23 protein-coding genes are annotated in these 22,656 nt (G+C 41.5%); 5 read left to right on the forward strand and 18 right to left on the reverse strand.

What is annotated here, in order from left to right; translation table 11 throughout:
- Positions 1 to 161: 161 nt before the first annotated feature.
- Both rpmF and AC1MBV_RS02605 read right to left on the reverse strand, forming a co-directional pair.
- Positions 162 to 335 (reverse strand): 50S ribosomal protein L32, encoded by a 174-nt coding sequence (gene rpmF, locus AC1MBV_RS02600; RefSeq protein WP_010026240.1) that lies wholly within the window; start codon positions 333 to 335, stop codon positions 162 to 164.
- A gap of 24 nt (positions 336 to 359) precedes the next feature.
- On the reverse strand, positions 360 to 875 hold the full coding sequence (locus AC1MBV_RS02605; RefSeq protein ID WP_255746135.1) for a YceD family protein: 516 nt from the start codon (positions 873 to 875) through the stop codon (positions 360 to 362).
- 151 nt (positions 876 to 1,026) lie between these two features.
- On the opposite strand from AC1MBV_RS02605, the gene AC1MBV_RS02610 reads away from it, so the two are divergent.
- Positions 1,027 to 2,304 carry a nucleotidyltransferase gene (locus AC1MBV_RS02610; protein ID WP_255746134.1) on the forward strand — a complete coding sequence of 426 codons (1,278 nt, stop codon included), beginning with the start codon at positions 1,027 to 1,029 and terminating at the stop codon, positions 2,302 to 2,304.
- Positions 2,305 to 2,343: 39 nt separating this feature from the next.
- Here AC1MBV_RS02610 and AC1MBV_RS02615 read toward each other — a convergent pair whose 3' ends face one another.
- Positions 2,344 to 3,357 carry a SepM family pheromone-processing serine protease gene (locus tag AC1MBV_RS02615; RefSeq protein ID WP_255746133.1) on the reverse strand — a complete coding sequence of 338 codons (1,014 nt, stop codon included), beginning with the start codon at positions 3,355 to 3,357 and terminating at the stop codon, positions 2,344 to 2,346.
- A 165-nt stretch (positions 3,358 to 3,522) separates the two neighbouring features.
- Here AC1MBV_RS02615 and ylbJ point away from each other — a divergent pair, with 165 nt between their 5' ends.
- Positions 3,523 to 4,731: a sporulation integral membrane protein YlbJ gene (gene ylbJ / locus AC1MBV_RS02620; RefSeq protein ID WP_255746132.1), complete on the forward strand. Its 1,209-nt coding sequence runs from the start codon at positions 3,523 to 3,525 to the stop codon at positions 4,729 to 4,731.
- Here ylbJ and coaD read toward each other — a convergent pair.
- The 10 genes from coaD to cyoE all read right to left on the reverse strand — a co-directional run bounded on the left by coaD (position 4,720) and on the right by cyoE (position 11,727).
- A complete protein-coding gene (gene coaD, locus AC1MBV_RS02625) occupies positions 4,720 to 5,217 on the reverse strand; it encodes a pantetheine-phosphate adenylyltransferase (protein WP_255746131.1) in 498 nt (165 codons plus the stop codon). The genes ylbJ and coaD overlap by 12 nt on opposite strands.
- Positions 5,210 to 5,794, reverse strand: coding sequence for a 16S rRNA (guanine(966)-N(2))-methyltransferase RsmD (gene rsmD, locus AC1MBV_RS02630; protein ID WP_255746130.1), 585 nt, complete (start codon positions 5,792 to 5,794; stop codon positions 5,210 to 5,212). Before rsmD ends, coaD begins: the two co-directional genes overlap by 8 nt.
- Positions 5,795 to 6,288: 494 nt before the next feature.
- Positions 6,289 to 6,561, reverse strand: a complete 273-nt coding sequence (locus tag AC1MBV_RS02635; protein WP_255746129.1) for a YlbG family protein — start codon at positions 6,559 to 6,561, stop codon at positions 6,289 to 6,291.
- A gap of 385 nt (positions 6,562 to 6,946) precedes the next feature.
- Positions 6,947 to 7,390 (reverse strand): YlbF/YmcA family competence regulator, encoded by a 444-nt coding sequence (locus tag AC1MBV_RS02640; protein ID WP_255746126.1) that lies wholly within the window; start codon positions 7,388 to 7,390, stop codon positions 6,947 to 6,949.
- 77 nt (positions 7,391 to 7,467) lie between these two features.
- A complete protein-coding gene (locus tag AC1MBV_RS02645; protein WP_255746125.1) occupies positions 7,468 to 7,716 on the reverse strand; it encodes a YlbE-like family protein in 249 nt (82 codons plus the stop codon).
- A gap of 15 nt (positions 7,717 to 7,731) precedes the next feature.
- Positions 7,732 to 8,178, reverse strand: coding sequence for a spore coat protein YlbD (ylbD, locus tag AC1MBV_RS02650; protein WP_255746124.1), 447 nt, complete (start codon positions 8,176 to 8,178; stop codon positions 7,732 to 7,734).
- An 88-nt stretch (positions 8,179 to 8,266) separates the two neighbouring features.
- Positions 8,267 to 9,319, reverse strand: a complete 1,053-nt coding sequence (locus AC1MBV_RS02655; RefSeq protein WP_255746123.1) for a CAP domain-containing protein — start codon at positions 9,317 to 9,319, stop codon at positions 8,267 to 8,269.
- Positions 9,320 to 9,425: 106 nt separating this feature from the next.
- A complete protein-coding gene (locus AC1MBV_RS02660; protein ID WP_255746121.1) occupies positions 9,426 to 9,953 on the reverse strand; it encodes a hypothetical protein in 528 nt (175 codons plus the stop codon).
- Positions 9,954 to 10,083: 130 nt separating this feature from the next.
- Positions 10,084 to 10,599, reverse strand: coding sequence for a GNAT family N-acetyltransferase (locus tag AC1MBV_RS02665; protein ID WP_255746118.1), 516 nt, complete (start codon positions 10,597 to 10,599; stop codon positions 10,084 to 10,086).
- Positions 10,600 to 10,803: 204 nt separating this feature from the next.
- Positions 10,804 to 11,727 (reverse strand): heme o synthase, encoded by a 924-nt coding sequence (gene cyoE / locus AC1MBV_RS02670; protein ID WP_255746116.1) that lies wholly within the window; start codon positions 11,725 to 11,727, stop codon positions 10,804 to 10,806.
- 418 nt (positions 11,728 to 12,145) lie between these two features.
- On the opposite strand from cyoE, the gene AC1MBV_RS02675 reads away from it, so the two are divergent.
- Complete coding sequence (locus AC1MBV_RS02675) at positions 12,146 to 13,069, forward strand: COX15/CtaA family protein (RefSeq protein WP_255746114.1); 924 nt, start codon at positions 12,146 to 12,148, stop codon at positions 13,067 to 13,069.
- Between the two features lie 79 nt (positions 13,070 to 13,148).
- Here the strand turns inward: AC1MBV_RS02675 and AC1MBV_RS02680 are convergent, their stop codons facing one another.
- From AC1MBV_RS02680 to AC1MBV_RS02690, 3 genes are all read right to left on the reverse strand, one after another.
- Entirely contained in the window at positions 13,149 to 16,592 is a 3,444-nt protein-coding gene (locus AC1MBV_RS02680) for a pyruvate carboxylase (RefSeq protein WP_255746113.1), read from the reverse strand.
- Entirely contained in the window at positions 16,573 to 17,739 is a 1,167-nt protein-coding gene (locus AC1MBV_RS02685; RefSeq protein ID WP_255746112.1) for an FtsW/RodA/SpoVE family cell cycle protein, read from the reverse strand. Before AC1MBV_RS02685 ends, AC1MBV_RS02680 begins: the two co-directional genes overlap by 20 nt.
- Before the next feature lie 201 nt (positions 17,740 to 17,940).
- On the reverse strand, positions 17,941 to 18,222 hold the full coding sequence (locus AC1MBV_RS02690) for an Fpa/YlaN family protein (protein ID WP_093671709.1): 282 nt from the start codon (positions 18,220 to 18,222) through the stop codon (positions 17,941 to 17,943).
- Between the two features lie 178 nt (positions 18,223 to 18,400).
- Between AC1MBV_RS02690 and AC1MBV_RS02695 the strand changes: the two genes are divergently transcribed.
- Complete coding sequence (locus AC1MBV_RS02695; protein ID WP_093671707.1) at positions 18,401 to 18,613, forward strand: YlaI family protein; 213 nt, start codon at positions 18,401 to 18,403, stop codon at positions 18,611 to 18,613.
- 476 nt (positions 18,614 to 19,089) lie between these two features.
- Positions 19,090 to 19,692, forward strand: a complete 603-nt coding sequence (locus AC1MBV_RS02700; protein WP_093671705.1) for a helix-turn-helix domain-containing protein — start codon at positions 19,090 to 19,092, stop codon at positions 19,690 to 19,692.
- A gap of 858 nt (positions 19,693 to 20,550) precedes the next feature.
- Here the strand turns inward: AC1MBV_RS02700 and AC1MBV_RS02705 are convergent.
- Together AC1MBV_RS02705 and typA are read right to left on the reverse strand one after the other, a co-directional pair.
- Positions 20,551 to 20,715, reverse strand: a complete 165-nt coding sequence (locus AC1MBV_RS02705; protein ID WP_480947474.1) for a hypothetical protein — start codon at positions 20,713 to 20,715, stop codon at positions 20,551 to 20,553.
- Positions 20,684 to 22,537: a translational GTPase TypA gene (gene typA / locus AC1MBV_RS02710; RefSeq protein WP_255746108.1), complete on the reverse strand. Its 1,854-nt coding sequence runs from the start codon at positions 22,535 to 22,537 to the stop codon at positions 20,684 to 20,686. The genes AC1MBV_RS02705 and typA overlap by 32 nt, the downstream gene beginning before the upstream one ends.
- Positions 22,538 to 22,656: the final 119 nt, after the last annotated feature.

The following is a 22,656-nucleotide window of genomic DNA, read 5'->3' on the forward strand; positions in this document are numbered from 1 at the left end:
CTTCCCTCTTTTCTCTCAAATCTGATTGGAACACAGTCCTTGTTTTAAACTTTATGCCGATGATAGGATCGATAGAATAAAACGCAAGGATTTCTTAACCATTTTGAGAGAAAAAATGCAAAAAAAAGAGAAGCTGCAAGCTCCTCTAAAAAAATGTTCAATTATTTCTCAACGACTTCTTCACCTTTGTATGAGCCACATGATGGGCACACCCGGTGAGCTAATTTATATTCACCACAGTTATCACATTTTACCATGCCTGGAACGGCAAGTTTGAAATGTGTACGCCGCTTATTTTTGCGAGTAGTTGACGTTCTTCTTTTCGGTACTGCCACGTTTGACACCTCCTCGGACAATAATTAATCGTCAAAAAACTTTTTCAGTTTTTCTAACCTTGGATCAATCTGCTGCTTCGACGTTTCCTCATTTACAAGTGTCCAGCCTTTTCCTGAGAGACGACTTGAATCACGAGCTTTTTCACTGACGACGCGCATTGGTTTCTCAACCAAAATCGCTTCAACAAGATAAGGGATCAAGTCAATTTGCTCATTCTCTACTTGATGAACGAATTCTCCCTCATCCTCATTTTCAGTTCCCGCCGACAGCAAAAATGTCTCTGCGGTATTGATCTGAAAGGGATAATCGACATCTTCCAAAGTAACGGCACATGGCAACACCATCTTGCCCGCCAGCCGTAAATGAAAAGTCAGCGATCGTTTAGAAAATTCCACGACACCCTTAACATCAACAGGTAATATGCTTCGTATTTCAGGATCCGCGCGAAACAATTCCAGAGGTAATACAACTTCTTCGTGAAAACTCAGTCCCTCTTCCCTAAATTGCATCAGTTCAGGCACTGACCATGATAAAGACATACTGAACCACCTCTAGACAACAAATGTTATTATAAGCCCCGCATAACGGAATGTCAATCCGCTGCGCGGCCATTAAGTAAAGATTATCACATCAAGTGAATCGTTGGCAATTTCTCTTTCTAACGAAGAATATGATAAAATAAGGCCATTCATGATTTCAAAAGAAAAAGGAGTAGTCGTCATGATTATTGCCGGAATTATCGCTGAATATAACCCTTTTCATAACGGACATTTCTATCAGCTTGAAACATTGCAAAAGACAGTGCACCCTGATGTAGTCGTTGTCGTTATGAGTGGCGATTTTCTCCAACGCGGTGAACCGGCTATCGTATCAAAATGGACAAGAGCGCGGATGGCACTCGAAGCAGGTATTGACTTAGTAGTTGAGCTTCCCTATGTTTTTGCAGTTGGTAAAGCAGATGTATTTGCTCGTGGCGCTGTCACTATTCTTGATCGTCTTGGGGTCAACAGACTCTTCTTCAGCAGTGAATGCGGAAGAATCGAGCCCTTTTTCAACAGCCTCTCATTAATTAGCAATCATAAAACGGCTTATGAAGCACAATTAGCCGAATCAATGGCAAAAGGGATCAGCTATCCGAATGCTCACGCAGCTGCTTACCGTTTCATTGCTCAAGGTTATGGAAAAGAACTCGTTGATTTATCGCTACCAAATAACAGTCTCGGCTTTCAATATATCAAAGCACTCCAACAGCGCAACAGCACTATGAAACCAATAACGATCAAGCGCAAACAGGCAGAGCATAATGATCAAACCTTTGACGACGACGCAGTGATTGCTAGTGCCTCAAGCATCCGCCTGCACCTCATGACTGGGGGACATGCCGATTCGATCTACACTAAACTGCCCGTGCACGTGGCGGAAGCCTTAATTGATGCCAAAAAGAAAAACGGCTATGCAAATTGGGAGCGTTTTTACCCTTTTTTAAAATACAAGCTTCTTTCCTTCAGCGGGGATCGACTGAAACTGATCTATGAAATGGAAGAGGGGATCGAGCATCGACTGCTTGAATGTATCCGGACAGCATCGACTTTCCATGAATTCATTTCGGCAGTAAAAACAAAACGGTATACATGGGCGAGACTGCAGCGCCTTGCCGTACATATTCTGACGGATACTTTGAAAGAAGAGGCCAAACCTCTTGCTCTTAACAGTGATCCGGATTCAACTCGTTTGCTGGGGATGAATGGCAGAGGCCAGGCCTATTTAGCTGATATTCGAAAAAGAGCATCCATTGATATTATTTCGAAAGTAAGAAATCATCGCTCGCTCATGCTTAACATCGACCTTAAAACCGCCCAAATCTATGATTATTTAATAAATATAGATCATAAACCAATGAAGTATACAGAAACGAGTCATCCACCCATTCGATATGATGAAATAAATAGACGATTTTTGAATGAGTAACTTTTCTCATTCAAAAATCGTCCTTTAGTTAGTGCACCTTCATCGTTTTAAATAGTTCACTGCGTCCCCAAATGATTTAACAGGTACAATTTTCATATTTGTGCCAATTTCCTTGGCCGTCTTTTTTGCTGTTTGATATTCATGATCAGCAACAGGAGCAAAAAAGATGTCCGCACCTGATTTGCTGGCACCAACCACCTTATCGGAAATTCCTCCGATCGGTCCAACATCTCCATTCATTTCAATCGTTCCTGTACCAGCAATGTCCCTGCCCTTTGCTAAGTTCTGCTTATCCAGCTGATCATAAATTTCAAGTGTCATCATGAGCCCTGCCGACGGTCCACCTATATTCTTAATTGAAAACTTCACTTTTGGTTCAACATCCACCTTAACATGGTTGTCCTGATAAATGCCGATGCCCCACCCTCTTCCTGAACTTGTATAAGCTTTAGGAAAACGAGCAGCTTGAACAGTCACTTGTTTCACTTTGTTCTTTCGAACAAGTGTCAAAACAAATCGGTCCCCAATTTTTTTTTGTTTAATCAAACGATTCATATCTTCAGTAGTTGCAATCTTATGATTGTCCATCCCAATAATTAAATCACCTGTGTTCAATATTTTGCTGTTGGGCATTGATTTCATTACACCAAGTATTAAAACGCCCTCTTCCAAAAGCGTCGGTTTCTTGCCCGCAGCTTTATAAGCGACATACGCAGCCGATTGCTGCGCACTGCTCATATAGTTTTCCTGACGGAGGTTGTAATCCTGCTCATCTTCATTAGGCATTTTCACCTGATTTTCTTTTACCAAGGTTGTATATTTATTGCCGTCAAATTTCGCCCAGAGATACTGATAGACATTTGCCTGACCTAGATATATGTACACAAGTCTATAGTTTCCATCAATTTTTTTTGCACCTTTAACCTTGATCATTCCTGACATCGATTCAGCTTTGCCAGGACGCTGCACGTAATAGGGTGTTCGGTAAAAGTTCAATCCAATTAATAAGATCGCAATGATAATCACCAACCATTGAGTGACTTTTTTTCGCAAGTTTATCGCCCCCTACAATTGAAAAACACAACACTTCTGATTATATGTCATTGATGCTTATTTATTTCGAATTCCTGTTGGTCTATCTGTCGTCGCAGTACCGTATAGTAAAAGTAATGGACAAGTACTTCCAATTGGCTGAAAAATTGTAGGTGAGATATATTAATGAAACATTCAAAGAGCTTAACTTATCTGCTGGCTTCCGGCTCACTCGCAGTTGCATATCTCATGGTACGTTATCCTGATATTGCCGTCAAAGGCTCAATTACAGGAATGCAGATTTGGTGGGATAAAGTGTTCCCCGCTCTCTTTCCATTCTTTGTTCTTACAGAACTTATGATTGGCTTTGGGATTGTCACGTTTGCCGGTATCCTTATGGAACCATTGATGCGTCCGCTTTTCCGGCTGCCTGGCGTAGGAGGCTTCGTCTTTATGATGGGGATTGTCTCTGGCTTTCCCGCCGGTGCACGTATTACAGCAGATCTCTATAGAGAAAAAAAGATTACGAAAGCAGAAGCTGAGCGGTTAGCCGGATTCACGAACTTCAGCAATCCGCTCTTTCTCTTTAGCGTAACCGCAGTTGGATTTTTTCATCAGGCATCATTAGGCATTGTTTTTGCACTTGCTCACTACATCGGCAATATATGTGTCGGATTGACATTTCGATTTCTTGGTAAAAAAACGAATAAAGCGAGGTCCACCCCTTCGCGCTTCCTATTCATTCATGCTCTGAACAGTATGCATCAAGAGCGTATTTCACGTGATCAACCGTTTGGAAAAAAATTAGGCGACGCAGTCATCTCTTCAGTTTCCACGCTGCTGGCGATCGGTGGTTTTATCACTTTGTTTTCCATGCTTTACCAATTACTTGCTCAAATTGGCTTTGTAGATTTCTTAGGCTTTGGACTGAGTGCATGTTTCAAATTCATCGGCTTTTCACCTGAGCTTGGTTCCGCCGTGATTCCAGGGCTGTTCGAGCTGACGATCGGAGATAACAAGGTCGGTGAATTAGTTATTGTCCCTCTTATTGAACGTGTTATTGTAGTGAGTGGCCTGCTCGGGTTTTGTGGCCTTTCTATACAAGCACAAGCGGTCAGTGTTCTCTCACAGGCAGGACTAAGTTCACGACTCTTTTTAATCGGCCGGCTGCTTCAAATGATGTTCTCATCGATAGCAGCTTTTTTTCTCTTTCATATCTTTCAAATGGGCAACCGATCAGCCGCACAGACCGCATTTGCTATGGGTGAACCTTTCGAGACACTGACACATCAAACCGCTGAATTTGGGCCAATGATCACATTTTCCATTCTGATCGTTTTTATTTTCATTCTACTAAGACGCTTCAACACACATACTCATCCATTAAACAGATGATTTTTTCCCGAATTTCTTAACCAGGGCATCTTCAACAGAAACAGGCACAAGTTCATGCACTGAACCGCCATACATGGCGGCTTCTTTAACCATACTCGAACTCAAGAAAGAGTAATGATTGCTTGTCATCATAAAGCATGTCTCAATTTTTGGATTGAGACTTTTGTTAATTGCGGCAATCTGTAACTCATACTCAAAATCAGAAATTGCTCTCAATCCTCTTAGTACAATACTTACCTTTTTCCTTTGTACATAATCAACGAGCAGCCCTTCGAATGAATCAACGGTCACTGAATCGAGATGAGCGGTAGCCTTTTTCAACAGATCAACACGTTCTTCAACAGTAAAGAGTGGATTCTTAGACGAATTATTCAGAACTGCAATGATAATCTTATCAAACACTGATAATCCCCGCTGAAGAATATCTAAATGACCGTAAGTTACAGGATCAAAACTGCCCGGATATACTGCAATACGTTCACTCAACTGAATCACTTCCCTGTTCAGGTTGGAAATAATAAATAGATACTGCTGTCTGTCCTTGATAGGTTCGGTATTTCTCTCGAATCAGCCTGCCATCGAGAACGTCAGGAAGTTTCACGTTTTCCTCATGCTCAACAACAATTATGGCACGATCTGACAGCATGTTTTTCTGCAACAATGTTTCCATATCTTTTTGAATATGCTGTCTCGCATAAGGCGGATCAAGAAAAACAAGATCAAAGTGTTGTCCATTTTCGCTCAATTTATCAAGTGCTCGTGTTGCTTCAAGCTGCAAGATCTGTGTACACTCTTCATAGCCACACAGACGTGTATTATCTCGAATGATTTGGCAGGCTGCACTTGCGCGATCAACAAATACGGCTTTATCAATGCCTCGGCTGAGCGACTCAATGCCCAGTCCACCGCTCCCTCCGTACAGATCAAGAACCGATCCTCCATCAAAAAAAGGACCAATCATATTAAAAATGGTTTCTTTAACCTTATCCGTTGTAGGTCTTGTCATTCTTCCATTGACAGCTTTTAATTTTCGTCCCCTATTTTCTCCTGAGATGACTCTCAATAAACGTCCCTCCTTACATGAAGAGGTACTCCATAGTCATAGATGATGTTAACCTTTACGTCGATTGATCATATTGATAAATATCCTTGTAAGGGCATGCCTCATTTATATTCTAAAGAGTCGAAATAGCCGACTAGGCTCTGAATCATTGTGAATACTACATCTAGCAATAAAAGTTATGAAAGATGTATAGCATTCAAGCAACTCGTACATAATAGTTGCTGGCAACATCGTTTGAGATGTTGGCCCAACCGCGGATACTTACGTTTCCCCATAAGTTTTCCGCCGGTTTCTCCTCTCCCATTGTCTTGCATCCTCTGATGCGTAAAGACAGCCCGCAGTTTGTCTGCGGGTTTTTTTTTACACAAATAAAGAAGTTGTTATTTAGGGAGTTCGTGTCAGCAGTCCAGTAAAATGTGTCCTGCAGGCCGCAGGACGATGGATCATCCGTAGTCAGATTTTCTAAACATACCTAAAGTTATAGTGTCACCTGATTAATTAAACACTTCATCTTTTTCTTCAAATTTTGATTTGCCTTTTTCATAAGTTGTTCGAACATGCTGCAATTGAGAAACATCCACTGTTTTAATAAACTTCATTTTCTGCAGCTGGCTGATCGTTGCTGCACTCTGTTCATGATCACAATAAAGAATCGCATATTTCATTCGTTTTGATATATAGTGCACATATCCATAGCGTCTGAGTACTCTCAAATATTTTGTATTATAAAGCCAAACAATAATACTGTCTCTTTTTTGTATGTCCACCGGAACACACCACCCCTTTTGTTTCCGTTCTATTTTTCTCTAGGCTGCCTTAAGCTGCATAAACGTGCAACATCTCAATCTCTATCTACACTGACTCATATCATCGCAGATATTAGATAGGTCTATGGAAAACGTCACGTTTATACTTAGAAGTCTGCAAACATCCTGCGGACAAACACATAGCAACTATTTAATTATGTAAAAGGATCTTCCGCGAGGCATGATAAAGTTCAGTACACATGCGGAAGTCACTAAATGATGCATATTCACCAATCGACAAGTTTTCTTTACACAAATTTTCAAGAAAATAATTTAAAGGTATTTAGTGTAAGAGCAACTACGCCTCTGTCTTTGCACTTTGTGCTTGCCAATCGACGAATTTGCTTTACCGTGTGTGGCAACCGCATTTTCCTCCAGATCCGCAACCTGTGCCACATGAGCGATCAAAGAACGGATCGCCGGTGGGTACTTTTATCGATGATGAAACTGAACGCGCGAGGATTGTACTTAACTCACCCAACAGTTCGTTCAATTGGTTTTCCTTTTTCTTATAATCGGCAATAAGCGGATGGACATCCAAATCTCGTTTGCACTCCATCATTTCTTTTATAACCGACTTATAATCAGGGTGATATCTTCCAAAACGCTGAACTTCATCGTACTTGTCTCTGACCATTAAGAAATTTTTAATTAATTGCTGCGATTGTTCGTCGCATTCTAAATTGTTCTTACTTTCCTGATACAATGCGTAGCAATCCGAATGGAGCACCATTGAAGCAAGTTCTTCAGCGTGGTCCAGCAGAGAAGCATTTTCTAACGTTCCAATCACTTTGCCACCCCCAGTTCTATTAAAATATACAACAAATAGAGCTAAAGCGCCATTATTCTAGATTTTATTTCGTTCTCTTAATCCTTAGATTTCTGTGCACTCATGGCCTGAGCCATTGAAACAAGCATTGACATCATACTTGCCCGCTGATTAAACCGATCCAGACGCTGACTGAATGTACGACCATAGAATTGATTTGCCGCCGGTTTGAGCTGGCTCAACTCCCAAGGAGCCCGGCTTAATTTCCGATACCATTCCGGATGCATTCGCACAAATAATTTTTCTTCAGGCCGGCTATCCAAGTATTCTTGAATTTCAGTTCTCATCTCAAATCAATCCTTTCAAAAGAAAAATGGATTTTGACCGGGCGAATTTTCAGATGATTGAGTTGACGTTTGTCCTGCAGAATCCTGACCACTTCCATTATTCTGCTTTTCCTGTTCATTCGTTTGTTGAAATTGACCGATAAACGACTGAATTCCAGTCAAAGCGCCGCTGATTGTGTCAAGGCGTTCCTGCCATTGTTTCGTGTCAATAGTGTCAACCACTTTTAGCATTTTATTAAGCGAAAAGGATGAACTCTTTTTTTTCTCCGGAGCTTCCTCAGTTTCTTCCCTGTTCATGCCGTATTTTTCCCACACATCGTTTTTTTCACCGAAGATTACCCAGTCATCAAAAACGTTGCTCCACTTTATACCGTTTTCGTGAACATATTCAACGATTTCCGGATGACTGCGTAAAAAGCTTTTAAATTTTTTAATTGCCGCATTTGTTCTTTCTTCTGCCAAAGGGCACACCTCCCCAAAGGTTTTCCTAAGATTATCTTAAGCAACAGTGGATCTAGGTGTGCATCATGATTAAAAAAACAGGTTTCATTCAGGGAATAAGTGGCCTGACGAAATCCTGTGTGTAATAATTTTTATAAGAGCCAACGCCGAGTTCCGTAAAATCGTTATTTAATAAATTCTTGCGATGATCAATGCTGTTTAGCCATCCAAGGCTTACTGCAATGGCATCCGGATATTTGGCCGCTATATTTTCACCGGCTGTCTGGAAATTAATATTCTCACGCTCTAATCGTGCTTTAAGGTCTCCTGACCATTTGGATCCATGCGAAAAATAATTTTTAGTTTTCATTTCTTTACTATGCTTATAGGCAGCTTGATATGCCGCTTCGTTCCATTGCAGTATTTTTTTCTTGAATCTCATTCGAAGTACATTGCTGACATCAAAGATCTCCTGATCCTCGCCTTGATTCACGGCTGCCCATTGGTCTTCGGTAAGCGTTGGTGTTTCGGGCAAATTTCCTTGATAGGTCATTGAATACGGATGCTGCACAGCCAAAACATCGGTGTTCATGTAACGAACACCAATTAGACGATCAGAAAGATGGTCAAAATTTAACTGAACCCATATTTTTCCGAATTTCATTAACGGGCGCACCATCATGTCCTCTTCATTTAATTCAAAATCAATCTTTGTTCCCTTATAAGTTAAAGAGACTTCGTCCGCAATCGGCACCTTTTCATATATTTTCTGTGATTCGTCACCGATTGTAAACGGATTGGTCTTCAATTTTTTTCCCAGTGCGTATATCGTGGTAACGCGATTTGTCGAATTATCGATGCCTATTTGCAAGTAGTTTTCACTTGCTCTGCCGTAAACAAACCAGCGATAACCAAATTTACTGGGATCAACGCGTTCAGGTTTTCCTAATGTACGCACTATTTGTTTTTCCGTTTTACCCATCAAAGTGTGTATACCGCTCTCCGGAACTTTAAAGTCTTTATTAGCAGTCAATGACATCTGGCGATTCTTGTTCGATGGAGAGGTTGTACTATCTGAGGGGAGACTTACCAAACTAATTAAAAATGTGCCTGCAAATACAATCACCGCAATGGCGAAAATGATAACATTTGTTTTTCTCATCATCTTCTCCCCCTCTAAATCTCAAAAACTTTCTTCCATTATAACAAGCCTGGTATTGAACGGACAGATAGTTCATCTGTTACACTGTTTTTCTTTGTTGATTCTGTTAATTGTTTTTCGGTTCATTGGCAAGCAGAACCACCCATATTTTTCCTGCTCGTCCTGTCGCAAAACCAGTTCCGATCCTTCTGCCAGTACTTACTGATTTGATCGAATCAGACTGTCTCGAATTTCGCCATAGTGTTCTTATCGATTCATCGGGATTGCCAGATTGTAGCATTAAAATTTGAGCTGTGTTTTCATCGTATCCAAGTGAACCAAGCATCGTTCTTGCATCCTCTGTACTTTTTGCATGACCAGACGCTATTCGTCTCGCTTCTAGTCTTGCAACTCGGAACAAATTCCAGTCCGCCGTAAGGGCTTGATGCACTGTTTTTTGTTGTTTAATGATCGTAAATAGTTCCCTCTCCTGCTGATTAACTGGAGAAATTTGCCGATCAACTTGACCATACGTCTCTTTTTTTGCTGATGCAGGATGCCAGGTTCCAATGTAGAGAGCTAAAACAGCAATGAAACCTATTGAAAGAATAATAATTATTGAACGATGTTCTTTGAACAAGACTGGTAGTTTCATCGAATCGAATTCCTCCTTGAACTTCCAGTCCCATCCTTTCCAAAAATTCACGCTCCTAAACATTCGAATCATCCGACCGCTTTGTATGATACATTTACTATAATTATCTAAAAAGGTTCCTTATTTATATTTATTTTGTTTCTTCGATTTGCGTGGTTAGTTGCTTTGCCATATAAAAACCGTCTTTTAATTTCCCGTTGCTCATAAATGCTGATTTTCGAATCCCTTCTACTCTGTATCCTGTTGTACCAAACAGAAGCAGAGCTGCTCGATTGTCAAAACCGACACATGCCTCGATCCTAAGCAGCTCGTGATCCATGGACCATTCTTCGAGATCTTTAAGTATCTTTTTGCCAAATCCTCTGCCTTGCCATTGTTCTCGTAAGGCGACGCTGCAAGAAGCAAGATGTGCCATCTCACTGGCTGCGTGGCCTTGAATCGCAGCAAAGCCAATATCAGTTCGTTCGTGTTGTGCTATAAAATAGGCAGCTCGTCTCTGAGATGCTGTGCTTAATAATTCTGTAAATCCTTGAGTGCTCAATTTTCCAATTTCAAAACCTAGCTCTTTCCTCACTCCGTGTATGTCACAATATAATCTAAAAAGCCGTTCCGCATCTTGTTCGTGCGCCTCCGTTAAAATCAGCACCGCTGAACCCCCTTCAAGAAACAATCACCTAAATGTATGGTTAGTCCCTGATGTGTATGCGAAAAAACTCAATTAATAGCTCATCATCAGACAAAAAGTGAAGAAACTTTCATCTCTATTTATCAAGCGAACAATCCTTTAAGCAGGCAAAAAGATGTGAAAAAGGCCGGAAGAATAGTCCTCCGACCTTCAGGTTTGATTTTATTAAAAAAAGGTTGAAACGATCATGATGAGAAATAAGAGTGTCATATAATTCAAGGAATAAACGAACATGAGCCGTGCCCACTTCACGGTATTTTTTGCCATCAATCCGTAAATAGCGAGTCCAAGCCATGTAAAACCTAATAGCAATGCGCTAACAACGTACACAGGGCCAAGAGAGTAAAGAAGCAAAGAGGTTGGTACCAGTGCTGCTACATAAAAAATCATTTGTCTTTTTGTAATCTCGAAACCAGCGACAACCGGCAGCATCGGGATACCTGCACGACGATACTCCTCAACACGTTTGATTGCAAGAGCCAAAAAATGCGGCGGCTGCCATAAAAACAAAACAAGAAATAAAATCCATGGTATTGGCGATTGAAGTGAAGGATCCACTGCCGCCCAACCAATAATCGGCGGTACAGCACCGGCAACACTGCCCACAACCGTATTCATAGAATGGCTTCTTTTCAACCACATCGTATAGACAAGTACATAGACAAGAAGCCCTAATAATCCAAATGCCGCTGCAGTTACCGATGCAGCAAACAGGGCTAATAGGCCGATAACTGAGAGTGACAAGCCCATGATCAAAACAGTTCTGCCACTCATCTTCCCCGTTGCGGACGGTCGTTCATGTGTCCGTTCCATTAGAGGATCAATGTCTCGATCAATAAAATTATTTAATGAGCAACCCCCGGCGATGACAAGTGCAGTACCCATTAAAACAAAAACTACAGATCCTGTCCATGTCCCAATACTTTCTCCATTAAAAAATAAAGCAAGCCATACACCAGTAAATGCAGTCATCAAATTGGAATTTACAATGCCTATTTTTACAGTAGTAAGTACATCATGAACAAATTTTCTACATGGAGTCACATCAATTGATTCTAATGCCTGTTCATCCGATCCGATTATTCTCATTAAACAGCCTTCTTTCTCTATTGTTACAATCATTAACCGTTTATCAAAAGGTGGTATTGCATTTAACTGTTGTTCTTAGAGGCATAGTATAGTGCCAATTTAATCAAAGCTCTGACGTTGACGTACATGACAAAACATGAACTGCCAGCAGAGCCTTTCAGAAGTACTTTGAAGCAACAATTCTGTTCAATTAACATTATATACGATCAAATAGCTTTTGTCTTTTGTTTTACTCAATGATAATTATCACATTGTCAATACCATATGGCTTGCAAATGTGTATATTGTTTGTCTATTCATGGATCTTTCCGAACAAATTGAGCGAATCATTCTAGAATCCTTCCGCATTCTGCTAGAATAGGAATGCAGAGCTTAGCATAAAAACAGCGATGCTTAAATTTGAAATCGGGTGATACATATGAAAGATCGTTTATTAATAATTTTAAGTATTGCAGGATGCCTTTCGGTTCTAATTGTGGTCCTCATGGGTGCCCTTGTAACCAATACGGGTTCTGAATACGGGTGCGGGAATAACTGGCCGTTGTGCAACGGTCAAGTTATTCCTGATGCACATGCTCACCAAACTTGGATTGAGTTCAGTCACCGTGCAGTTTCAGGCGTCGCATCCATTCTTGTTGTCATTCAAGCAATCTGGCTATGGTTTCGCTTTAAGCACGTCTGGAGCGGACGTTTTCTCGTCATCGCCTCGGTCTTCTTCATTTTTTTACAAGCATTTCTTGGAATGGCCGCCGTCGTATGGGGACAATCATCAGTCGTGCTTGCCCTTCACTTCGGTATATCACTTCTTTCGTTTGCAAGTATGCTGCTCCTTACTTGTCTTGTTTTCGAGAGTATCGAACCTGATCGTCATCTGTTTAGACTCACCTTGAGTAGACCAATGAAATGGAATTTTATTTTCCTTGGCATTTACTCTTATGTGTTGATCTATTCCGGTGCCTTTGTTCGCCATACGGAATCAAGTCTCGGCTGTACAGACTTTCCTCTATGTAATGGGCATGTGCTTCCTGAGCCGCTAATCAGCAAAGCCGGTGTTCAGTATTTGCACCGGGTTCTCGCACTAATTCTGCTGATTTGGCTGATTTGGAACCTGGTTGTGTCACTCAAGAAATATAAGAATGAATTGTTGCTGTCCAATTTACTCTTTATCTCTTTGATCTTTGTCGCGCTGCAAGCAGTATCGGGAATTTTCATCATAACCACAAAAATGAATTTGTTGTTTCTGCTCCTTCACGCACTATTTGTCACTGGTTACTTTGGAGTGATGACCATACTTGTTCTTTTTGGATGGAGACCAAGAACGCACAGAGAATCCGTTCAGTAAATCATTCATTAGTAAAAAGAAGAACCCAAGCATTGATCCGCTTGGGTTCTTCTTTTTGTCTGTCATTTATTAAAATGGATTAATTTAATTCAATCATTAAGTCGCCTGTTTCGATTACATCGTTCTCGTTGACATACACCTTTTTGATCGTTCCGTCAATTGGCGACTGAACGGTTGTCTCCATCTTCATCGCTTCTGTAACAAGCAGGTGATCGCCTTTCTTTACGCGTTCGCCTGAGGAGACCAGCACTTTAACAACCGTCCCCGGCATTGATGCACCGATCTGATTTGGGTTGTCTTTTTCAGCTTTTGCGTGTGCTACTTCGGATGCTTGGACATTTATATCTTTTATAGACAGTTCGCGTGGCTGACCGTTTAATTCATAATACAACGTCCGTGTGCCATCCTTTTGCGGGTGACCAATTGAAATCAACTTTACAACGAGCATTTTTCCTTCTTCAATGGTAACAGAAACTTCTTCTCCAAGACGGAGTCCATAAAAGAATGTTGGCGATCCCAAGACAGTAGTCTGCCCATACGTATCGCAGAAATGCAGATAATCCGTATAAACTTTTGGATAGAGCGCCGCAGATAAAACTTCATGAAATTTGAACTTGCGTTCAAATTTTTCTTCCAATCGTGCTTGGATATCTGCAAAATTAATCGGTTCAAGATGTTTGCCTGGGCGATCCGTCAAGGGTTGCTTGCCCTTAAGAATAATACGCTGCAATTCTCTTGGGAATCCCTGGTAGGGCTGACCCAATTCACCACTAAAAAAGTTTACTACAGAATCAGGGAAATCTAGCGTTTGCCCCTTTTCATAAATACTGTCTTCATTCAAATTATTCTGTACCATATAAAGTGTCATATCACCGACAACTTTGGATGACGGCGTTACTTTGACAATATCGCCAAACAAAAGATTAACGCGGCGATACATATCCTTTACTTCTTCAAATCGATCGCCAAGTCCAACGGCAATTGCTTGCTGACGAAGATTGCTATATTGTCCGCCAGGCATCTCTAGTTTGTAAATCTCAGCATTCGATGTTTTCATTCCGCTTTCAAATGGGTAGTAGTATTGACGAACTTTTTCCCAATAATGGCTCAGCGATTCTAATGCATTAATATCAACATCCGGTTTCCGATCATTTGCACCGAGCGCATAGTATAAGGAATTCATACTTGGTTGAGAAGTCATGCCTGCCATCGCTTCAATGGCAACGTCGACAATATCGACACCGGCTTCAATTGCCCGAACATAGGTATAAATGCCATTTCCACTCGTATCATGTGTGTGCAAATGTATCGGAAGTGAAACTGTATCTTTTAATTCTGAGATCAATCGATAAGCAGCTTCAGGCTTAAGAAGACCTGCCATATCCTTGATTCCGAGAATATGGGCTCCGGCCGCTTCTAAGTCTTTCGCCATTTTTTTATAGTAGTCCATATTATATTTTGTCCGAGATGCATCCAAAATGTCGCCTGTATAGCAAATGGTTCCTTCAGCAATTTTTCCACTTTCAATAACCGCATCAAGAGCGACACGCATACCGTCAAGCCAATTCAAGCTGTCAAACACGCGAAAGACATCGACACCATGCTTTGCTGCTTCTTTAACAAATGCCTTAATCAAATTATCAGGATAGTTCTTGTAACCCACTGCGTTGGATCCGCGTAGCAGCATCTGGAGAAGAACATTCGGCATTTTTGCTCTTACTTTGTTCAATCGTTCCCACGGATCTTCTCTTAGAAAACGGTAGGTTGTATCAAAGGTCGCACCGCCCCATGCTTCTTCTGAGAATAAATTCGGTAGCAGATGCGCTGTTTGTGCTGCGACCCGCACAATATCCTTAGTCCGCATACGAGTGGCGAGCAGGCTTTGATGTGCATCGCGAAACGTTGTATCCGTTAAGAGCACTTGTTTTTGGGCTTTAACCCAATCAGCTACACCTTGTGCGCCATGCTGCTCCAAAATTTGCTTTGTGCCCCCAGGAAACGGCTCGGACAACTTAACATCAGGTACCGGCGGAACATCAAAAACCGGCTTTTTATTTTTATGAATACCAGGATAACCGTTAATTGTAATGTTGCCGATATAGGACAACATTTTCGTTCCGCGATCAAGGATTTTATCAAATACAAAAAGTTCCGGAGTTGTGTCAATAAAGGTTGTAGACACATTCCCCTCCAGAAAATCCGGATGTTGGACAACGTTGATTAAAAAAGGAATGTTTGTTTTAATTCCTCTGATCCGAAATTCCTTCAAGTTGCGAAGCATTTTGACCGCAGCGCTCTTGAATGTACGTGCAGAGGTAGAAAGCTTCACGAGTAACGAATCATAATACGGCGTAATAACTGATCCTGTAAAAGCATTGCCGGCATCAAGTCGAACGCCAAAACCTCCGCCACTTCGATAAGCAACAATTTTCCCTGTATCCGGCATAAATTGATTGCTAGGATCTTCTGTTGTCACGCGACATTGTATCGCATAACCATAAGTACGGATTTCTTTCTGTTCAGGAATAAGAACAGGATCTTCGTGCAATCCATAGCCTTCCGCAATAAGTATCTGTGAAGATACAATATCGATACCGGTAATCAATTCTGTAATTGTATGTTCAACCTGAACACGCGGGTTGACTTCAATAAAGTAAAATTCTCCTGATGGTGTCACAAGAAATTCTACAGTCCCGGCGTTCAAATAATTGACACTTTTCATTAATCGGACAGCGGCATCACAAATATCGTGGCGCAATTTGTCTCCAAGTCCGCGACTAGGAGCAACTTCGACAACTTTTTGATGTCGTCGCTGCACGGAACAGTCACGTTCATAGAGATGAACAATTTCGCCGGATTGATCCGCCATAATCTGTACTTCAATATGACGTGGATGATCCAAATATTTTTCAACGTAGACATCTTCTTTGCCGAACGTCTGCTTTGCTTCAGAGGTCGCTCTTGCATAAGCTTCTTCAACGCCCTGAGCGCTGCGTACAATTCGCATACCACGGCCGCCGCCGCCAAGCACAGCTTTAATAATAATCGGATAACCATGGGTACTTCCAAATTCTTTCACTTCATCTACCGAAGTCACCGGACCGCCGGAACCAGGAATGACTGGAATATTTGCACTGACTGCTGCTTCTCTTGCCGCTGCTTTATCGCCAAAAGTAGTCAGATGTTCCGATTTCGGACCAACAAAAATAATTCCTTCTTCTGCGCAACGCCGCGCAAAGTCAGCATTTTCAGAAAGAAATCCGTAACCGGGATGAATCGCATCAACGTGATGCGCTTTTGCCACTTCAATAATACTTTCAATATCTAAATACGCTTCAATTGGATTTTTTCCCTGGCCGACCAAATAAGATTCATCTGCTTTATAACGATGATACGAGCTAATGTCTTCCTTGGAATAAATGGCAACCGTTCGAATACCAAGTTCCGTGCAGGCACGGCAAATTCTAATGGCAATTTCGCCTCGGTTAGCAATCAACAATCGTTTAATTTTTTGCTTTAACAATCTCTCTCTTCCCTTCTATTTTGCTGTTCGACCTTTTCATATTAACAAATGCAGATATGTTCATTAATACACATACAGAAAAAATCATCATTATTAATGATGAACCACCATAACTAACAAACGGCAGCGTGACACCCGTAATCGGCAGCAGTCCCGTAGCCGCTCCCAAATTGACAAATGTTTGTATGGCCAACATGCTTGAAATACCAATCGCAAGCAGGCTGCCGAACACATCCTTACATCGAATCGCCGTTACAAAACCCCTAAGTACAAGATAAGCCAAACAGAGAATAACGAACAAAATACCGAGCAGACCCAGTTCTTCACCTATTACTGAAATAATAAAATCTGTTTGTGGTTCGGGCAGAAAGCCTGTTTTCTCGATACTTTGCCCTAGACCTCTCCCGGTTAGTCCGCCCGAGGCGATAGCGATATATGAATTAATCAGCTGACGACCTGTGGAATCTGCAACTGAAAAGGGATCGTATGCAGCGGTAAAACGCCCCAATTGGTTACTGCTCAGAAATTTGTTGTAAAAGATCATAACGAAAAGCAGGGCAAATCCGCCTAAAAACAAAAGATGTTTTGTCCTAAGGCCTGCGCAAAGAACCATAATCGTTGAGATGCTGATCAGAATCATTGCTGTACCAAAATCCGGTTGAACAGCGATCAAAGTGAAAAAGATCATAACAACGATGAGCGGCGGAAGAACCGACGTTTTAAAGTCGGCGATCGCATTCTGCTTATTAGAAAAAGTAGATGCTAAATATAAAATAACCGTAATTTTTACAAGCTCCGCAGGCTGAATATTAAACGAACCTAGATGAAACCAAGATTGTGCATTGTTGACAGTGTTTCCTAATCCAAAAAGCATTAAAAGTAAAAACAGTGATACAATAATCAGCGGTTTGACCAGTTTCCGATACGCTTGATAGGGAAGCAGTAAGCCTACAAGTGCTGCAGGCATTGCTGCTACTACCCACATCAGCTGATGAAGAAAAAAGTAACTAGGTGGCTGTGGCTGCTCAAAAAATAGACCCGCCCAAACAGAACCGGCGCTATAAATCATTATTAAACCGAAGCCAACCAGTAGCACCATAACCACAAGAAAAGAATAATCATAATGATGCAACAGCTTTTTCAACATGAGATTCACCTGTCTGATCCATAATCGTTACATCCCGGGAAACCTCCAGAGATCATTGTTACACGTATTGATTGGTTCTGTTCGCTTTCAAATCAGCAACCAGCTCAACACATCTGGTACCTGGCACTATTTCAATGTTCGGCAGACAAAAAAGCCCAAACTACACCCAACGATTTGGCTGCAAGTTTGAGCAATTTGATATTATTTCTGTGTCGATGCTTCGTGAAGCGCGGAAACCTGTCGCTCAAGTGAGCTCAACAATTCTCTGCCTTCATCTGCACGCACAAGACCGAGGCGAACCGCGAAGTCAATCTCCCGGGACAAACCGAACATTTGAGTATCCAATACTTCTTCATACAGGGGGCATTGGGGCATAGTCAAATTATCCATCTGCACTCCTATCAGCTTCAGAATTTTCTGTGCGTCGGCCTGCAACAATTCATAGGCTTTTTCTCGTTTGCCTATCTTTATTTCGACTGACATTCTGCTCCCCCCTTGTCTCAATTGCTTGCCTAAATTTTATCTTACCCTCTGTTATGCTAAAATGCAAGATTAATCACAATTCACCTTTGTATATGATCAACTAGTCACACGGCTCTAGCCTGCCGTACTTCACTAACTATACCAAAACCTGCTATACTATCTCCAAGGAGGTTTTTTCATGCAAGTTAAATGCGCTCTATGTGAAAAGCTCTGTCAAATCGATAATCAATCCGCGATCGCTAAGCGGCTCAAAAATCGGCCGATTCATACGTATCTCTGTGATTCGTGCAACAAAAGAATTGGCGAACGGACCCGCGCTCGTTGGGCGACCGGAAAGTTTACGTTGCACCTTCCTATAAGCGAAGAGAAAAAGAAAAGCAAACGTTCCTGATTAAAGAACAGTCAATTATGATGAGAACAGAAAAAGTTTGCGCTATAAGCTACGTCCACAATAAAGAAGTATTTGTTCAGCATACGCCATAGTCAATTGGGTCTATGGCGTATGCTGTTTCTTTCGTTCATTTCCAGAAGTACAATCACACCAATACAGCTATAATAGACTTCTACCTGCTGCACTTAATTTCGGCTGCCCTTGTCTGGAGCGTGAACAATGACTCATTGATTTCGGTAGGTGTTTTCCCCGTGGTAAGGAAACAGTCGACGCCAGAGCCTGTTCTTCGTGCCCAGTCAGTTCTGCCATGCCGCCACCTTTCACCTTTGCGTAGGCATCCAAATATTAATTTTGGAATGCTACGCAACGTTGCAAAGATGATACAAAGCGTTTCTTAATAAAAATTAATTCCATAGTACAATGAACGTGTAGCAAGTTAAATGCTCGAATCGTTCGATTTAAGGAGGTAGTACTTTATGACTTTAGGTGAAAAAATTAAAGAGGCAAGAGCAGCGGGTGGACTTACTCAAGAGGAATTGGCAAGCAAGCTGATGGTATCTCGCCAGGCTGTTACAAAATGGGAAACAGACAAAGGCATTCCAGATGTTGAAAACTTAAAATTAATTTCAAACTTACTTGGCATTAGTGTTGATTATTTATTAGACGATAAAGAACGTTTGGAAAAATCCATAATTAGGGAATCAATTACCCTGTCTCAATACGGCAGGAAGAGAAAAAAAGTAATAAAAGATAAGGTTGTGCGGGAAAAATATCCAAATGCCGTAATTCATACGTTGATGGGAATTCAGAAGAATACGAAACAGGAAAAAATAATTGATAACTTAGTAGGATTTTTGACTGATGCGCCATTCGGAATCCCTAACATAATCAACAACGTGAAAAATATAGATAAGGAATTTTATTTGGTGTTGAAAGGAGACAAGCAATTTTTTGTGATCGTTACCGATGAATTTATCGAAAGCAGACAAATGGTTCACAAAGTTATAAATCAAAAGAATGAAAAGTTTGAAATTGATCATTTTCAATTCACAAATTGCGGACCAATTGTAAATGCATAATATAGAAAAGAAATAATAGAGGCAGTCACCCTTACAGCTTAATCCTCCCCTCATTAGAAAAACCGGACAGAAATCGCCCGGTTTTTACTGTGCTTGAACAGACATTTCTATTTCACACTGGTAGGAAAGTATAAGTCAACATTTAAAAGAAACGAGCGTAAGCGTAACCAAGCCTCTGTCTGCGCCAAGGCTTGCCAATCGGCAAGTTTTCTAACAAATCATTTTGAACCTTAATTAACTAATCGAGTAGGAGGAGATAATTTCTCCGACCTCTCACACCACCGTACGTACGGATCCGTATACGGCGGTTCCTTAGCTTGCGTGCAGACGCTCATACTGTTGAAGCCAATCTTTCATACCCCAACAAGTGAGCTTTTTGTTCGTCACAGCCCGGTGCATCGTTTTTCTGAGAAAGACGCCAGTATCCCTTTCGGCTCGCCGCCAGTTTCAAGGATTCATCATGATCAATGCCTAGCTTTGCCTCCGGCTTCCTTCAGATTCCTCCTCACAATGGACCCCTTACCTTTAGCTAACAGTCCCTACTGCCAAGCCTATAGCGGACTTTCACCGCCAAGCTGTCGTCCATGCCGGGCGCACACGAGTAAAATAAGCGGAGATTTTCCGCTTATTTGCATCATGGCGCCTGTTTTACAGGTAAATAAGGGTAATTTTTCCGCTTATGCACAGAAAAGCCCTCCATTTTCACGTTTTTCGATTCGATAAGCGGAATTTTTCCGTTTATTTCTCAGATTGGCCTCTAACCTGATCACCCAATCGCGGATCTTATGACCTTAATGTCGTACCAGCAAGGCAAAACGCTAAATTTTCTTCGCCTGAAAAAAAAGCGGACAAACAGCTTTACGCCGATTGTCCGTTTTTTTTATACGTTCCTTGACATTTGCCGACTGCCCAATCTGAATGTTCCTTGATGCTTCTTTGTTGGGTGCCGACTAAAAGTCGCAGCCGTTTTTTATGTTTTAAGTTTTGAAGATCAGCCATTAAACTTAGGAATTTTGCTTCCACGTCTTTCGAAACGTTCACGTTCACCCTTATTCAGAATTTTTTTGCGCATACGCACACTCTTCGGTGTAATTTCGCAATATTCATCATCATTCAAATAGGATAGTGAATCTTCAAGAGACAATTTACGTGCTTCCTTCAACGTTACCGTTTGATCCTTATTGGAAGAACGTACGTTGGATGCGTGTTTTGCTTTCGTTACGTTTACCGTCAAATCGCTTTCGCGGTTATGTTCACCAACGATCATGCCCTCATATACATTGACACCAGGACCCACAAACATTTCACCGCGATCTTCAAGAGCCGCCAGAGAATAAGCAGTTGTCTGACCTTGATCCATTGAAATGAGCACACCATTACGGCGTCCGCCAATTTCTTCTTTGATGAACGGTGCGAAGTGATCAAACGTATGGTTCAGAATTCCATAACCGCGTGTATCGGCCATGAACTGACGGTTATAGCCAATCAAGCCACGAGAAGGAATTATGAAAGTCAGACGTGTCTGTCCTGGTTGTTCCTGCCTCATGTCTTTCAATTCAGCTTTACGTTTGCCCATTGATTCAATGACTGCGCCTAAATATTCTTCAGGTACGTCGATTTGAACATCTTCATAAGGTTCACATAGCTTTCCGTCAACTTCTTTTGTGATAACGCTTGGTTTCGAGACAGACAATTCATAGCCTTCACGACGCATCGTTTCAATCAGGATAGACAAATGAAGTTCGCCACGTCCAGACACTACCCAAGAATCATGAGAGTCAGATGCGGATTCAACTTTCAGACTGACATCACGTTCCATTTCAGACATCAGACGATCTTCAATCTTCCGGCTCGTTACATGATCGCCTTCCTGACCCGCAAATGGACTCGTGTTAGGCAGAAAGGTCATTTTTAAGGTCGGTTCGTCAATACGCAGTGGGGCCAGCGGGTCCACTTTGTCGACATCATTGATCGTATCACCAATATCAATATCCGAAACACCGGTAATCGCGATAATATCTCCGGAGCATGCTTCTTCAATTTCTGTTCTTTTCAGAGCATGATAACCGAATAACTTAGTGATTCGGAACTTTTCAACACTTTTTCCAGCATCTTTAACCAAAACAGCTTCTTCACCAAGTTTAATCTTGCCGCGATAAATACGGCCGATCCCGATACGGCCAACATAGTCGTTATAATCAAGCATCGTAACTTGGAACTGCAAGCTTTCGTCACGATTATCAACCGGAGCAGGTGCATATTTCAGAATCATATCCAAAACAACACTCATATCCTGATCAACATGTTCCGGATCTGTACCCGCAACACCATTTACAGCTGATGTATACACAACAGGGAATTCCAGTTGATCTTCATTAGCACCGAGATCGATAAACAAGTCAATAACTTCATCAACAACTTCAGCAGGTCTTGCCATTGGCTTATCGATCTTATTGACGACAACAATTGGCTTCAGATGTTCTTCCAAGGCTTTCTTCAATACAAATCGTGTTTGCGGCATACATCCTTCATAAGCGTCAACAAGTAAAAGAACGCTGTCTACCATCTTCATAATTCGTTCAACTTCACCGCCAAAATCGGCGTGCCCGGGCGTATCCACAATATTTATTGTATGGTCTTTGTAAGAAAGACTCGTGTTCTTCGCCAATATTGTAATGCCGCGTTCCCGTTCAATTGCGTTCGAGTCCATTGCGCGTTCGTTAATGTGCTGATTCTTACGGAAAGTTCCCGATTGCATCAACAATTTATCAACCAAAGTGGTTTTTCCGTGGTCGACGTGTGCGATAATCGCGATATTCCGCAATTCTTCCCTAAATTTTGTCATTTATTCTTTACTCTCCTCATAATATCCAATCGCTTCGCGTGAGATAGCCGAAACATACACATGCAAATTATTCTCTCACAAGAAACCGTTAGTTGTCAATTTTTTCTGTTGCCATCGAA

This window comes from Sporolactobacillus sp. PKPK-6 (genome assembly GCF_056678885.1).

Excerpts from the sequence above, each read along its gene's own strand:
- AC1MBV_RS02685 (WP_255746112.1), bottom strand. The coding sequence starts at position 17,739 with ATGTTGAAAAAGCTGTTGCATCATTATGATTATTCTTTTCTTGTGGTT.
- AC1MBV_RS02700 (WP_093671705.1), top strand. The coding sequence starts at position 19,090 with ATGACTTTAGGTGAAAAAATTAAAGAGGCAAGAGCAGCGGGTGGACTT.
- AC1MBV_RS02655 (WP_255746123.1), bottom strand. The coding sequence starts at position 9,319 with ATGAGAAAAACAAATGTTATCATTTTCGCCATTGCGGTGATTGTATTT.
- AC1MBV_RS02605 (WP_255746135.1), bottom strand. The coding sequence starts at position 875 with ATGTCTTTATCATGGTCAGTGCCTGAACTGATGCAATTTAGGGAAGAG.
- AC1MBV_RS02645 (WP_255746125.1), bottom strand. The coding sequence starts at position 7,716 with ATGAGAACTGAAATTCAAGAATACTTGGATAGCCGGCCTGAAGAAAAA.
- AC1MBV_RS02695 (WP_093671707.1), top strand. The coding sequence starts at position 18,401 with ATGCAAGTTAAATGCGCTCTATGTGAAAAGCTCTGTCAAATCGATAAT.
- typA (WP_255746108.1), bottom strand. The coding sequence starts at position 22,537 with ATGACAAAATTTAGGGAAGAATTGCGGAATATCGCGATTATCGCACAC.
- AC1MBV_RS02690 (WP_093671709.1), bottom strand. The coding sequence starts at position 18,222 with ATGTCAGTCGAAATAAAGATAGGCAAACGAGAAAAAGCCTATGAATTG.
- AC1MBV_RS02675 (WP_255746114.1), top strand. The coding sequence starts at position 12,146 with ATGAAAGATCGTTTATTAATAATTTTAAGTATTGCAGGATGCCTTTCG.
- AC1MBV_RS02660 (WP_255746121.1), bottom strand. The coding sequence starts at position 9,953 with ATGAAACTACCAGTCTTGTTCAAAGAACATCGTTCAATAATTATTATT.
- cyoE (WP_255746116.1), bottom strand. The coding sequence starts at position 11,727 with ATGAGAATAATCGGATCGGATGAACAGGCATTAGAATCAATTGATGTG.
- ylbJ (WP_255746132.1), top strand. The coding sequence starts at position 3,523 with ATGAAACATTCAAAGAGCTTAACTTATCTGCTGGCTTCCGGCTCACTC.
- AC1MBV_RS02610 (WP_255746134.1), top strand. The coding sequence starts at position 1,027 with ATGATTTCAAAAGAAAAAGGAGTAGTCGTCATGATTATTGCCGGAATT.